Genomic DNA, 14,013 nt, shown 5'->3' on the forward strand with positions numbered 1-14,013 from the left:
CGGCGTGCCCCCGCGGCCGGGCACACGGAAACACCCGCTGTCCGGCGCGTGGCGGCGTCATGGACGTCGGTGGTCGACGACGTGTGGCTCCGTGCTCAGCCGTGTCGATCCGTGTCGAGCCGTGTCGATCCGTGTGGCTCCGTGTGGACCTCGGGCCGAAGTCGTAGGACCTGTCCCGTTCCGGATGGGACGTCAGGCGGAAGCGACGGCCCGGCCCGGCTGCGTACGGTGGGCGCATGAGTATCGATCTCCACGCCTACCTCGACCGCATCGGCCTGCGTCTCCCGGCGGACCACCGCCCCACCCTCGACCTGCTGCGGGAGGTGCACCGCGCGCACATACACGGCATCCCGTTCGAGAACCTCGACCCCGTCCTCGGCCGGGCGCCCTCGCTCGCGCTGCCGGACCTGGAGGCCAAGCTCGTCCGCGGTGAGCGCGGAGGCTACTGCTACGAGCACAACACCCTGCTGGCCGCGGCCCTCACCGCCCTCGGCTTCCGGGTCACGCTGCTCACCGCGCGCGTCCTGGTCGGCGCCCGGCCCGGCGAGGTCCGGCCCCGTACGCACATGCTGATGCTGACCGACGTGCCGGGCGAGCCCGTGCCGTACGTGACCGACGTCGGCTTCGGCAGCATCGGCGCCCTGCTGGAGCCGATCCCGCTGACCGCCGGCGCGGAGCTGCTCGACGCGCCCCGCCGCCACCGGCTCGTCCACGCGCCGCACGACGGGCCGCTGGAGCTGTGGGTGCTGCAGACGTACCTGACGGCGGAGAGCGAGTGGGAGGACCAGTACTCCTTCACCGTCGAGCCGTTCGAGGCCCCCGACTACGAGGTGATCAACTGGCACATCGCCACCAACCCGCGCTCGCCGTTCGCCCGCGGGGTCTACGCCCAGCGCACCACCGCCGACACCCATCTGGCGCTCAGCGGACGCCGCCTCACCGAGACCGCCTCCGACGGAACGTTCAAGGAGCGTGACCTGGCGGACGCCGGCGAGGTGCTGCGGGTGCTCCGGGACGACTTCGGCATCCGGCTCCCGGACGGCACGCGCCTTCCGGAGTGACGGACCTGGAGGAGTGACGGGCCTTCCGGAGTGACGGGCCTGCCTGCGTGACGGACCGGCAGGGCCGCCGTCGACCGAGCGGCCGTCGACCCGGCGGCCCGTTCATCCCACGGCCGTCGGCCCGGCCCGGGTTCGTGCGGACCGGACTAGGGCGCGTGTCGAGTCGTGATCAATCGGTGGTTCGAGTGAGGTCTTTGATCCAGATCAGCGAGGTGCGTAGGTGGAGGCCGGCGAGGTAGCTGTCCGGGGTCTTGTCGTACCGGGTGGCAATTCCCCGCCAGGCCTTAAGCTTGTTGATCAGGCGCTCGACCGTGTTCCGCTCCTTGTAGAGGCCGACGTCGTGGCTGATGGGCCGACCTCCCTTGGAGCCCTTCTTCCTCCGGTTGGCGTTTGGTCCCGTTTCTCCGGGATCACTGCCTTGATGCCGCGCCTGCGCAGGTGGGCGCGGTTGCCGCGGGATGAGTAGGCCCTGTCCCCGGCGACCGCGTCCGGCCGGGTGCGGGGGCGGCCGACCGAGCCGCGGACCCGGATCTTTGTTAGTACGGGGAGGAATCGCGGGCTGTCCGCGGCCTGCCCCGCGGTCAGCACGAGCGCCAGCGGGCGGCACCTGCGGTCGGCGGCGAGGTGGACCTTGCTGGTCTGCCCGCCGCGGGATCGTCCCAGGAGAGCGGCCTTCATCCGGAGTTTTCGGCGATGCCGGACGCGTCGCCGCTCCTCTCGCTCGGGATCGGTTTCGTTGTCCTGCCCGTTCTGCTCTTCGAGGCCGCCGCCCTTTGTCCTGGCCTTCTCCTCCTCGACAGCGGCGTTTTCCAGGGCGGTGAGGAGGTCTGGGTCCAGGTACATCCCGGCGGCGTCGTGGTGGGCGCGGGCGCTGGTGGAGTCGACGCTGACCAGTGACAGGTCCACCTCGCCCCGCTTCGCGGCCTCGCGATCAGGCTCTCCAGCAGGGCCTCGAACACGTCAGCGTCACGCCGCTGCCGGAAGCGGTTGTGGACAGTGGACCAGGCGCCGAACTCCGTCGGCATCTCCCGCCACTGCCCGCCGGTCCGGAACCGCCAGATCACGCCCTCGAACTGCTGCCGCAGCCGCGTGGGATACGGGCCGTACCTGCCGATCGGCAGGTACGGCCCGATGAATTCCCATTCTCTGTCCGCCAGTTGGGCTCGCGTCACACAAGACGATCTATCGGATCAGGACCGCGGCGAGGGTCCATCGCGCAGATTGGGTCGAGCCGACGCTCGCTGGTGCCTGGAACGCTCTCAGCTCGGCATGAGCGGCACCAGCACCAATGCGCCGCCGGCCAAAAACAGGAGCAGTCCGGCCGTACTGCGGGCGTAGATCTTGAACAGCACTCGGCCCCACACCAGATCCGTGGAAGCCCCACCGGGTCTCTGCGGGTCGTAGGCGAGCGGAGGCTGCGGTCCGCGGAACTTGCTCCGGTGGTTGTGCTCGACGCCGTCGGCGTCTGTGTACTTGTACCAGGCGGCCCCGTCCGTAGTCCTGAAGTCGAGCCTGGCGACCACGGTGATCCCGCGCTTCCTCAGCGGGAGCTGTAGCCGCGCTTCCTCCGCTGCGAAGAGCAGCATGAGCAAGCCGCTGAAGAACGGGACCGCACCGCCGATCACAAACATCAGTTCCGGCCCATGGGTGACGCCTACCCAGATCGCGTACCCGACATACGTGAGAACAAGGGTGCCGAGGATCATCAGTGACACATAGTCCGTCAGCCTCGACTCGTCCTTCTTCTCCTCTTGCGGCTTTTCCAGAGATGTGACGGTGACCCGGGCACTTCCAACCGGGTCCCGCTGCTCGGGCAGAGCAGCGATCAGCGCGGTGACGAACGCGGTGGCGGCGGTCGCGTTGCCGCCGTCCACCCGATGAACGACCCCGTCGGTCAGCACGATCTCGACGTCCCGCTCACCGTCGGTCCGGGCTTCCTGGACCACCACGAACGGGATCTCGGTGCGGGAGGTGCGGTTGACCATCCGAATACCGTCTGCATCGAGCACTGTCTCGGCGTCGCCGCCGCGAAGTATCTGGGGAGAGACCATCCGTATTCGACCTCCTGGGGGCGACGTGACGTCATTCGTCTTCGCATCTGGGGAACCTATCGCGAGCGGCAGGCTACTGCGTCAGCGCTCTGGGGTGGCTCGTCCTGACTGCGGGACAGTCCGTCAACCGGGAAGGCGAAGGACAAGAAGGATGGTTGGTCCGTCGGCCACAACACTGCCCCCTTACAAGGAACGGAACACCGTCGGGGCCCTGATCAACCGGTTGAAGGCCTGGGGGTATCCCAGCCTGGTCCGGTGAGATCCCCGCCAGCACCTCCGTGCCTCGGTGATCTGATCAAAGACCTCACCCGACCGCCCCTTGATCGCAGCCAAATACGCGCCCTAGCGCGGTACGGCCACGACCTGGACGTCGTCCTCGTAGACGATCCGCCCGGGGTCCGCCGACTCGACCCGCACGCACGGCACCCCGTGCGCGGCCAGCAGTTCCAGATAGCCGGGCACGCGGTCGAGGAGGTGGGTCGCCGAGGCCTTGAACCAGGCGACGGCGCCGGGGTTCACCTCGTGGTCGTAGACGGCAGGGTCGGCGCCGGACGGATCCGGGTAGGCGGCGTCGTACCAGTCGTTGGCGGCCCGCCAGAAGCGGTACTGCTCCTCGCTGAGCCGCCCCTCCCGGGCCAGGCCGTTGGCCAGCGCGAAGACGCCGGGGAAGTGCCCGCGCGGACTGCGTACGGTGCCCTGGTAGCGCACGAACAGGGGTGACGAGGTCTGCGACATCGCAGCAGTATCCCGGACCGGGCACGGCGCCCGGTCGGCGGTCGGCGGTCGGCGGGCAGGGGGCAGGGGTCAGCGGTGGTCGTACGCCTTCGGCAGTCGCATGCCGCGGTCGGCCATCACCCGGCGCAGACGGTCGGGGTGGTCGGTGATGAGGCCGTCGACGCCCATGTCGATCAACGCGGCCATGGTGGCCGGGTCGTCGCAGGTCCAGGGCACGACCTTCAGGCCGCGGGCGTGCGCGGCGGCGACCATGCGCGGGGAGACGTAGAAGCGGAAGGCCGGGTCGCCGACCGTGCCGTTCTGGGGGAAGCCGTAGACGGGGGACAGCGCGGTCACGCCCGGGATCGTGGCGGCCGCCGCGACGAAGTCGCCCCCGTGGTCGTCGACGTCGATGCCGCCCAGCCACGGCGACGCACCGGGCAGGCCCACCTGGAGGAAGTCGTGGTTGGTGAGGGCCACGAGCGGATACCCGGGCGCGATCCGGTGCATCTCCTTCAGCGCGCCCCAGTCGAAGGACTGGATCGTCACCTGACGTCCGATCCCGGAGGCCCGGATCTCCTCGTGGACCCGTCGTACGAAGAGGGTGCGCGGCGCGGTCTGTTCGGGCGCGCCGGCCTCGACCTTGGTCTCGATGTTCAGGGTGACCCGGTGCGCCCGGAACTCCTTGACGAGGCCCAGCACGTCCTTGAGCTCGACCATGCGGGCCCCGGCGATCCGCTCCTGCTCGGGGAAGCCGGGCAGCTGCCGGTAGCCGCAGTCCAGGGTGCGGATCCGGTCGAGCGTCAGGTCCTTCACGTACCGGCCGACGTACGGGTACATCGGGTCGCCCGGCGTCACGGGGCCGGTGTCCCGGCACTTGTGGGCGCTGACCCTGCGGTCGTGGGTCACGACGACCTTGAGGTCCTTGGTGATCTGGGTGTCCAGTTCGAGCGTCGTCACACCGAGCCGCAGCGCCTTGGCGAAGCCCTCCAGGGTGCTCTCGGTGGTGAGCCCGAGGCCGCCCCGGTGTGCCTGCACGTCGAAGTGGGTCTTCTGGGGCGGCAGCGTCGGCGGCCCGGCGGGAGCCGGCGCTGCCGCGGCCGGCGTCATCGCCAGTGCCGCCGCCAGCACCACGGCCGGGACGACGGTCGTACGGCGCGGAAACATGGGACCTCCCGCTGTCGGGGACGAACGTGACGCGGCGACCGTAGAGCGGGGCCCCCGCCGCCGGAAGGCGGCCGTACGGCCAACATGTGAACGCCGACAAAACCCCCGGCCCGCCCCGCACCGCCCCCGCACCGCCCGCCGCCCGCCCGCACGGCCCTGACCACGGGAAACGTGGTGCGGTGCGGCTCGAACACCTGGTAGATTGATCCCTGTCGCCGCGGCCAACGCCCCGGACGGCACACACCCCGTCCGGGTGGCGGAATGGCAGACGCGCTAGCTTGAGGTGCTAGTGCCCTTTATCGGGCGTGGGGGTTCAAGTCCCCCCTCGGACACCACGGTGACGACGTTTCCGCGTCGTTCCCATCTCTTCACGGCATCCCGGTGAGCCACACGGCTCACCGGGATGCCGTCGTTTCACCGGGATGTTCGTCGCTCCTCCCCGGCCGGGAGGAAGCGGGAGAGGGAACGGGGCCGTGTGGCGGGGCGGCCCCGCTCCGTCTCGGTGTGACGGATCAGGCGGTGATCCAGTCGCTGGTGGCGATGACCGGCTGGACGCCGTCGCGGTGGACGGTGCCCTCGATCAGTCCGTACATGCGGTCGGCGGCGTAGTAGACCTCGTTGTCGTTCTTCAGGCCGAAGGGTTCGAGGTCGACGAGGAAGTGATGCTTGTTCGGCAGGTTGAGGCGGACCTCGTTGACCGTCGGGCAGTGGTCGAGGACCCGCTCGGCCATGGCGTTGAGGGTCTGCTGGAGCGAGTAGCTGTACGTCTCCGCGAAGGCCTCCAGCATGTGGCGCCTGACCTGCTTGTACGAGCGGTCCCAGTCGAAGTCGTCCGCGCCGGCGGCGGCCACCGAGTGGGCCCAGCGTGCGGTCACCTTGGTGGCCAGGATGCGGTCGTACGCCTCCTGGAGGGTCGTGTAGCGGTCCTTGATGAAGCCGTGGAACTCGGAGTTGGTCGAGTTCATGACGGTCAGCTCCTTCAGGCCGGAGATGACCTGGAGCTGGCCCGTGCTGCCGCTGTACGTGATCTGCGCGGTGCGCACCTCCTGGCCCTTGCGGACGAAGGAGTGCTGCTCGGGGCGGGTCGGGACCGGTATGCGGTCCCAGGCGAACTCCTCGACGCGGATCTGCGCCTCGTGGATCACCGGCTGGGAGTTCACGAAGTGCCGGGCGAGCAGGATGCCGAAGGCCTCGGGGGACTCGACGCCGTGCTCCTTGGCGAAGGCGTAGACGGTGTTCTTCGTGGTGTCGGTGGGCAGACAGTTGCCGTTGTCGCCGGTGTGGTGGACCTCGCGGAACTCGCCGCGCAGGGCGACGGAGACGTTCAGGTCGCGGATCTCGTGCCAGGCGCCCTCGTTGCCCTGACGGGTGATCTTGACGATGCGGTTCTCGGCCTTGCCGTACTGGTTCTGGGCCAGGACGTGCTTGCTCATGGTGCAGCTCCTGCGGGTACGCGAATACGTGGAAACGTGGTTCCCGTACGCCCGGCGTCCAGCGCGCACGCATCGCGCCGCGCTCCCCGCCGTCCGGCCTCGCGCCCCGGGGCCGCCCCGGGACTGACACGCATCCCGGTCCGTAGGTGACGCCACGGATTTGAGCACGCCGACGCCGCGTTCGGCAAGGGGTGGGGCGTGCGGGCCGTGCCGAAGGGGCGCGGCTTCGGCATCAAGAAGGCGTAAAGATTGCCGGAAACCGGCAATGCGCCCGCAGGGGCCCGAGGGTCAGAATGCCTCTGGCGGCGGCGCACCCTGGGCGCCCTGCCGAGTTCCGGAAGAGACGAGGGCGGGGGAGGGCGGGCATGGCCCGGTCGCGACCTCTCCGGCATGGTGCCGCCGGGCAGAGCCGGCCCGCCCGGACTTCGCGCTGCGTCCGGCCCGGCCGGACTTCGCGCGGCGCCGCCTGAGCGGCAGCGCCCGTCCTCCTTCTTCCTTACTTCCATCGACACGGGGTTCTCTCATGGATGCCATCACCGTGGGCATCGGCGTGCTCGTCGCCGTGGTCCTCCTCTTCGCCGTAGCGGTCGTCTTCGCGCTCAGCCGGCTCTTCCGCAAGGTCGAACAGGGCAAGGCCCTGATCGTCTCCAAGATGCGCAAGGTCGACGTCACCTTCACCGGACAGGTCGTCCTGCCCGTGCTGCACAAGGCAGAGGTCATGGACATCTCGGTGAAGACCATCGAGATCTCCCGGACCGGACGGGACGGACTGATCTGCCGGGACAACATCCGCGCCGACATCCGCATCTCGTTCTTCGTCCGTGTGAACAAGACGGCCGAGGACGTCATCAAGGTCGCCCAGGCGATCGGCACGGCGCGGGCGAGCGACAAGGCGACGCTCCAGGAGCTGTTCAACGCGAAGTTCTCCGAGGCGCTCAAGTCGGTCGGCAAGCAGATGGACTTCACCGACCTCTACACCAAGCGCGAGGAGCTGCGGTTCCGGATCATCGAGGTGATCGGCATCGACCTCAACGGCTACAGCCTGGAGGACGCGGCCATCGACTACCTGGAGCAGACCCCGCTGACCCAGCTCGACGCCGGCAACATCCTGGACGCCCAGGGCATCCGCAAGATCACCGAGCTCACGGCCGTCGAGAACGTCCGCACCAACGAGCTGCGCCAGAACGAGCAGAAGGAGATCACGCGGCAGAACGTCGACGCCCGCGAGGCCATCCTGGAGCTGGAACGGCGCCAGGCGGACGCCGAGATCAAGCAGAAGCGCGAGATCGAGACCGTACGGGCCAAGGAGGAGGCCGAGACGGCGAAGGTCGTGGAGGAGGAGCGGCTGCGGGCGCAGAGCGCCTTCCTGCGCACCGAGGAGCAGCTCGGCGTCCAGCGGGAGAACCAGGCCCGTGAGGTGGCGGTCGCGCAGAAGAACCGCGAGCGGGTCATCGCCATCGAGAGCGAGCGGATCGAGAAGGACCGGCTCCTCGAGGTCATCGCCCGCGAGCGGGAGACCGAACTGACCCGGATCGCCGCCGACAAGGAGGTCGAGGCCGAGCGCCGGGAGATCGCCGAGGTGATCCGCGAACGCGTGGCGGTGGACCGCACGGTGGCCGAGCAGGAGGAGTCGATCAAGCGGCTGCGGGTGGTCGAGGAGGCCGAGCGCGAGCGGCAGGCCCTGGTCATCGGCGCCGAGGCGGAGGCCCAGGAGAAGCTGGTCAAGGACATCAAGGCCGCCGAGGCGGCCGAGCAGGCCGCCGTGCACCGGGCCGCGGAGGAGCTGACCCTCGCCGAGGCACGCAACAAGGCCGCGGACCTCGACGCCCGCGCCAAGATCCGCCTCGCCGAGGGCGTCCAGGCCGAAGCCGCGGCCGAAGGACTCGCCGCCGCACAGGTACGGGAGCGGGAAGCCGCCGCCATCGAGAAGACCGGCCGCGCCGAGGCCGACGCCACCCAGGCCCGGCTGCTCGCCGAGGCGGAGGGCCTGCGGGCCAAGGCGCTCGCCGAGGCCGAGGCGATCGGCGAGAAGCTCAAGTCCGAGGCCGCCGGCCTCACGGAGAAGGCCGCCGCCATGGCCGCGCTCGACGAGGCGTCCCGTACGCACGAGGAGTTCCGGCTGCGTCTGGAGGCCGAGAAGGACGTCCGGCTCGCCGGTCTCGACGTGCAGCGGCAGGTCGCCGAGGCCCAGGCGACGGTCCTGGCCACCGGCCTGGAGAACGCGGACATCAACATCGTCGGCGGCGAGTCCGTCTTCCTCGACCGGCTCGTGCGGTCGGTCTCCCTCGGCCGGTCCGTCGACGGCTTCATGGACCACTCGAAGACGGCGCAGACCCTCGCCGGGGCGTGGCTGAACGGCGACGGCTCGTTCACCGAGGACCTGACCAGGGTGCTCGGCTCCCTGTCCACGGCCGACGTCCAGAACCTCAGCGTGTCCGCGCTGCTCGCGAAGGTCATGAAGTCCGGTGTCCTCGACCCGGCGACGCCGGCGGACGAGCCGGTCGCCGGGGCACTGAACGGCACGGCCACGAGCTGACGGACGACGGGGGCCAGGAGGGCCGGTGCCGGGCACGGGGGTTTTGGCACCGGTCCTCCTCGGAGGAGACGTGGAGAGGGACGGCGGGATGAACACGACGAGCGCGCACACCGGGGCGCACGGTGTCGACGCGGACGCGTACGCGTTGCTGCGCGACCGGCTCGCGGTGCAGGCGGCCGAACTGGCCGCACGAGCCCAGGCGTTGAACGAGGACCGGGCCCGTGAGTTCGGCTCCGGCGAGCTGGAGCTCACCGGGACCGGCCAGGCACGGACCGAGGACCCCTGCGTCCTGACGGACGCGGTGTCCGTCGGCGGCCGGCTGCTCTTCGGCCGCACCCGGCCGCCCGTCGCCGAGAACACCGAGCTCCGCGTCGGCGACGTCTTCGCCCTGTACGACCGGGAGCTCAGTGCCCTGTCCGAGGACGCCGTGCCCGGACTCCTCGACGACCCGGCCTTCGTCCGGGAGTTCACCGCCCTGCACCGCTACTTCCGCGGTGCGCGCCTCGTCCGGCTGCACCGCACCGAGGGACGTCTGCTCGCCGTCTTCCGTACCGGCGGGAAGACCGACGACCTGCGCGTCCTGCGCTGGGCGGTCGCTCCGTCGGGCGAGTGCCGGTTCCTGGACGCCCGAGGCGACCGGGACCTCGTCGCACCGTCCGGTCAGGACGTCGACTGGATCGCCGCCGCCCGCGAGGACCACGTGCCGGGCCGGCACCCGCACATCTCGCTCGGCGGGCGGCTGTACGTCTCCACGGTCGGCGGCACCCTCACCGTGAAGACGGACGACGACACGGAGAGTGCCGAGGGCGTGTACGCCGAGCCGGTCGACGAGCCCCTGCAGTCCCTCGCCGACGCCGAGGTCGCCCACGCCGTCGTCGGCCCGCTGGTCCTCGTCCGGGTCCTGCCGTACCGCGAGGAGACCGCACGCCACCTGGTCTTCAACTCGCTCACCGGCGGGGTCGTCCGCCTCGACGGCCTCGGCCGGGCCTGCTTGCGGCTCCCGGACGACCGGGGCGTCGTGTTCCCGGGCGGGTACTGCCTCGCCGACGGCACGGTGAAGACCTTCGAGACCGACACGGAGGGCATGGAGTACGACGGGGCCGTCACCTCCCCGCACGGCGAGGACGTCCTGTACGCCTTCCGTGCCCCCGAGGGCGGCCGGTGCCTGCTCCTGCCGTACAACCGGGTCCGTGAGGAGATCGCCCGCCCCGTGACCGGCCGCGCGCACGCGCTGCTCGACGACGGCACCATGGCCGTACTGCGGGGGACCGGCACCGAGGCGGGCCGCGTCCATCCCGTGCAGCTCTGGCGCACCCCCTTCGCCGCCGACACCCACCTGCCTCCGGCCGGTACGGGACCCCTGGCCCGGATCGGCAACGCCGACCTCGTCCGCGGCATCTCCGACTGCCTCGCCATCGCACGGCAGGCCACCGAGACCGCCCCGACCGGCGAGGTGTACGAGGCGCTGCTCGCCGCCTGCGTCCGGGCCGCCGACACCCACCACTGGCTCGACGATCCGGGGACCGGTGACCTGGGCACCCCGCTCGCCGAGCTGCGGACGACCGCCGAGCAGGTCCTCGCCGGGTTCCAGACGGTGGCCGCCCTCACGGCGCGGGCCGCCGACGCCCTGGCGGAGGCCGAGCGACGCGTCACCCGGCTCGTCCGGCAGGTCCGCGGGGAGTCACCGTCCACCGCCGAGGAGTGGATCGCCCGCCTCACCGAACTGCGCCGGGCCCACGGCCACCTCCTGACGGTGAAGGAGCTGCGGTACGCGGACACCGACGCCGTCGACGCCCTGGCCCGGCGGGCCGAGGACGACATCGTCTCGGCCGCTCAGCGGGCGGTCGCCTTTCTCCGGCGCGAGGACGCCTTCACCACCCACGCCACCGAGGCCGACCGGCTGACCGTCGCAGCGGCCGAAGCGGACAGCGTCGCCGCGACCCGCGAACTCGCCGGCCGCCTCGACGAGCACGTGCTCGGGCTGCGGACGCTCAGCGAGGTCGTCGCCGGCCTGGACATCGCCGACGCCACCGTGCGCACCTCCATCCTGGAGCGCGTCGCCGACGTCCTCGGCGGCCTCAACCGGGCCCGGGCCACCCTGACCGCCCGGCGCGCCGAGCTCCTCGACCGCGAGGGCCGGGCGGCGTTCACCGCCGAGTTCGCCCTGCTCGCCGAGGGGGTCACCGGCGCGCTCGCCGCCACATCCACCCCCGAGGACTGCGACACCCAGCTCGGCAGTCTCCTGCTGCGACTGGAGAACCTCGAGTCCCGGTTCGCCGACCACGACGGCTTCCTGGGCGAACTCGCCGAGAAGCGGACCGAGATCCACGACGCCTTCACCGCGCGCCGCCAGACCCTCACCGACACCCGCGCCCGCCGCGCCGAGCGCCTGGCCGAGTCCGCCGGCCGGATCCTCGAAGCGGTCGCCCGGCGTGCCGCGAACCTCGACAGCAGCGACGAGGTCCACGCGTACTTCGCCTCCGACCCCATGGTCGCCAAGGTCCGCCGCACCGCCGCCGAACTGCGGGAGCTCGGCGACCAGGTGCGGGCCGGGGAGCTGGAGGGCCGGCTCACCGCCGCCCGCCAGGAGGCAGGCCGGGCCCTGCGCGACCGCACCGAGCTGTACACCGACGGCGGCGACACCATCCGCCTCGGCCGGCACCGCTTCGCCGTCCAGCGCCAGGCGCCCGAGCTGACCCTGGTCCCCTACGGCGACACCCTGGCCTTCGCCCTCACCGGCACCGACTACCGCCGCCCGGTCACCGACCCCGCCTTCGAGGCCACCCGCCCGTACTGGACGCGGACCCTGCCCTCGGAGTCCCCGGAGGTCTACCGCTCCGAGTACCTGGCCGCCCGGCTCCTCGCCGAGCACGGTGCCGACACCCTGGCCACCGCCGACCTGCCCGCCCTCGCGCGGCAGGCCGCGGAGGCCGCGTACGACGAAGGGTACGAGCGCGGGGTCCACGACCACGACGCGGCGGCGATCCTCGCCGCCGTGCTCCGGCTGCGCGAGGGCGCCGGACTGCTCCGTCACCCGGCGGCCGCCCGTGCCGCGGCCCAGCTGTTCTGGGCGTACGGCACGACCGACGACGCGCGCGCCGCCTGGTCCCGGCGCGCCGTCTCCCTCACACGGGCCCGCGAGCTCTTCGGCGCGGCCCCGGCCCTCGACGCGCTCCGCCGGGAACTGGCCGAGGAGATCGGCGACCCGTCGGCCGCCGCGTACCTCGTCGAAGAACTCGCGACGGAGCCGGCGGGGTTCGCGGTCTCCGCGGAGGCGCGCACCCTCCTCGAGAAGTTCCGCAGGGCGGTGGGCACGCGCGCGTACGACGACGACCTCGCCGCGCTCCCGGACCTCGCGGCCCGTCGGCAGCTCGTCGAGGGCTGGCTCCACGCCTACGCGGCCGCGTCCGGCGAGCGGCCCGCGGCGGGAGTGGCGGAGGCCGTCGCCGTGGAGCTGTGCCCCTCGCTCGACCACTACGACGTCGACAGCCCCACCGGCGCCACGGTCACCGGCCTGCTCGGCAGCCACCCGCGGCTGCGCGGCGGCTCCCTGGAGCTCCGCCTCGACGAGTTCCTCCACCGCACCGGCGCGTTCAGCGCCCACGAGGTCCCGGCCTTCCGGGCCTACCAGGCACGCAGGGCGAAGCTCGTCGCGGCCGAACGCACCCGCCTGCGGGTGGACGAGCACCGTCCGCGCGTCATGTCCTCGTTCGTCCGCAACCGGCTCGTCGACGAGGTCTATCTGCCCCTCATCGGCGACAACCTCGCCAAGCAGCTCGGCGCCGCCGGCGACACCAGGCGCGCCGACCACCACGGACTGCTCCTGCTGCTGTCGCCGCCCGGCTACGGCAAGACGACGCTCGTCGAGTACGTCGCCGAACGCCTCGGCCTGCTCCTGGTCAAGGTCGACGGCCCTGCCCTCGGGCAGGCCACCACCTCCCTCGACCCCGCCGAGGCGCCCGACGCGGGAGCCCGGCGCGAACTGGAGAAGATCGCGTTCGCGCTCGCGGCCGGCAACAACGTCATGCTCCACCTGGACGACATCCAGCACTGCTCGCCCGAGTTCCTGCAGAAGTTCATCCCCCTCTGCGACGCCACCCGCAGCCTGGCCGGGCACGACCTGCGCGGCAAGCGCTTCGCCGTCTGCATGGCCGGCAACCCCTACACCGAGTCGGGGCAGCGCTTCCGTGTCCCCGACATGCTCGCCAACCGCGCCGACGTGTGGAACCTCGGCGACGTCCTCACCGGCAAGGAGGACGCCTTCGCCTTCAGCTTCGTCGAGAACGCGCTCACCTCCCACCCGGATCTCGCCCCCCTGGCCGGCCGGGACCGGGCGGACCTGGACCTGCTCACCAGGCTGGCCGTCGCGGACCCCACCGCGAGCCGTGACCGTCTCGGCCATCCGTACACCCCGGCCGAGCTCGACCGGATCCTCGCCGTCCTGCGGCACCTGCTGACCGCACGGGCGACCGTCCTGGCGGTCAACGACGCCTACATCGCCTCCGCGGCCCGGACCGACGACGCCCGCACCGAGCCGCCGTTCCGCCTCCAGGGCTCCTACCGGAACATGAACAAGATCGCGGCCCGGATCTCACCCGCCATGAACGACGACGAACTCGCCGCCGTCATCGACGACCACTACCGGGCGGAGGCCCAGACCCTCACCGGCGACGCCGAGGCCAACCTCCTGAAACTCGCCGCCCTGCGCGGCACCCTCACCCCCGACCAGGCCACCCGCCGGGCGGAGATCACCGCCGCCCACACCCGCACGCGCGCCCTCGGCGGGGCGGGCGACGACCCGACGGGCCGGGCCATCGCCGTCCTCGCTCTGCTGGCGGACCGGATCACGGCCGTCGAGGCGGCCATCACCCGGGCGACCGGTCCCCGCCACGAGGGCAGGAGGAAGGGATGACGAGAAGGCGGCGCCCTGTCATCGCGGTTCCCCGACACGGAGGTTCGAGCGCCGTGGGAACCGGGCAGGAACCGTTCGGACAGTGCGCCTCGGTGCTCGTCCGCCGGGCCAACTCCGTTGGCACGGCGGTCTCTTGGAA

At 71.6% G+C, this 14,013-nt stretch carries 7 protein-coding genes, 1 tRNA gene and 1 pseudogene; 4 read left to right on the top strand and 5 right to left on the bottom strand.

Annotation, left to right across the window (positions count from 1 at the left end; all coding sequences use genetic code 11):
• Positions 1–236 precede the first annotated feature (236 nt).
• Positions 237–1,061, top strand: coding sequence for an arylamine N-acetyltransferase (locus ABTZ91_RS03790; RefSeq protein WP_352075495.1), 825 nt, complete (start codon positions 237–239; stop codon positions 1,059–1,061).
• 169 nt (positions 1,062–1,230) lie between these two features.
• Here the strand turns inward: ABTZ91_RS03790 and ABTZ91_RS03795 are convergent.
• From ABTZ91_RS03795 to ABTZ91_RS03810, 4 genes and pseudogenes are all read right to left on the bottom strand, one after another.
• Positions 1,231–2,233: pseudogene (locus ABTZ91_RS03795) on the bottom strand (IS5 family transposase).
• Positions 2,234–2,320: 87 nt separating this feature from the next.
• Entirely contained in the window at positions 2,321–3,112 is a 792-nt protein-coding gene (locus ABTZ91_RS03800; protein ID WP_352075496.1) for a hypothetical protein, read from the bottom strand.
• Positions 3,113–3,454: 342 nt separating this feature from the next.
• Positions 3,455–3,847, bottom strand: a complete 393-nt coding sequence (locus ABTZ91_RS03805; protein ID WP_352075497.1) for a hypothetical protein — start codon at positions 3,845–3,847, stop codon at positions 3,455–3,457.
• A gap of 69 nt (positions 3,848–3,916) precedes the next feature.
• Positions 3,917–4,936, bottom strand: coding sequence for a glycerophosphodiester phosphodiesterase family protein (locus ABTZ91_RS03810; RefSeq protein ID WP_407077891.1), 1,020 nt, complete (start codon positions 4,934–4,936; stop codon positions 3,917–3,919).
• 304 nt (positions 4,937–5,240) lie between these two features.
• On the opposite strand from ABTZ91_RS03810, the gene ABTZ91_RS03815 reads away from it, so the two are divergent.
• Positions 5,241–5,328: transfer RNA gene (locus ABTZ91_RS03815), tRNA-Leu, on the top strand.
• 177 nt (positions 5,329–5,505) lie between these two features.
• On the opposite strand, the gene pucL is transcribed toward ABTZ91_RS03815, so the two are convergent.
• The gene (gene pucL, locus ABTZ91_RS03820; protein ID WP_352075499.1) at positions 5,506–6,426 is read right to left on the bottom strand and encodes a factor-independent urate hydroxylase; all 921 of its coding nucleotides are present in this window, start codon (positions 6,424–6,426) and stop codon (positions 5,506–5,508) included.
• A 523-nt stretch (positions 6,427–6,949) separates the two neighbouring features.
• On the opposite strand from pucL, the gene ABTZ91_RS03825 reads away from it, so the two are divergent.
• Together ABTZ91_RS03825 and ABTZ91_RS03830 are read left to right on the top strand one after the other, a co-directional pair.
• Complete coding sequence (locus ABTZ91_RS03825; RefSeq protein ID WP_352075500.1) at positions 6,950–8,962, top strand: flotillin family protein; 2,013 nt, start codon at positions 6,950–6,952, stop codon at positions 8,960–8,962.
• 88 nt (positions 8,963–9,050) lie between these two features.
• Positions 9,051–13,874, top strand: coding sequence for a DNA repair ATPase (locus tag ABTZ91_RS03830; RefSeq protein WP_352075501.1), 4,824 nt, complete (start codon positions 9,051–9,053; stop codon positions 13,872–13,874).
• The last annotated feature ends 139 nt before the right edge of the window (positions 13,875–14,013 follow it).

Origin of the sequence: Streptomyces sp. NPDC126499, from assembly GCF_040302485.1 — a bacterium.
Classification (GTDB): Bacteria; Actinomycetota; Actinomycetes; order Streptomycetales; family Streptomycetaceae; genus Streptomyces.

Coding starts and splice junctions, on each gene's coding strand:
- ABTZ91_RS03790 (WP_352075495.1), top strand. CDS start 237: ATGAGTATCGATCTCCACGCCTACCTCGACCGCATCGGCCTGCGTCTC.
- ABTZ91_RS03800 (WP_352075496.1), bottom strand. CDS start 3,112: ATGGTCTCTCCCCAGATACTTCGCGGCGGCGACGCCGAGACAGTGCTC.
- ABTZ91_RS03805 (WP_352075497.1), bottom strand. CDS start 3,847: ATGTCGCAGACCTCGTCACCCCTGTTCGTGCGCTACCAGGGCACCGTA.
- ABTZ91_RS03810 (WP_407077891.1), bottom strand. CDS start 4,936: ATGACGCCGGCCGCGGCAGCGCCGGCTCCCGCCGGGCCGCCGACGCTG.
- pucL (WP_352075499.1), bottom strand. CDS start 6,426: ATGAGCAAGCACGTCCTGGCCCAGAACCAGTACGGCAAGGCCGAGAAC.
- ABTZ91_RS03825 (WP_352075500.1), top strand. CDS start 6,950: ATGGATGCCATCACCGTGGGCATCGGCGTGCTCGTCGCCGTGGTCCTC.
- ABTZ91_RS03830 (WP_352075501.1), top strand. CDS start 9,051: ATGAACACGACGAGCGCGCACACCGGGGCGCACGGTGTCGACGCGGAC.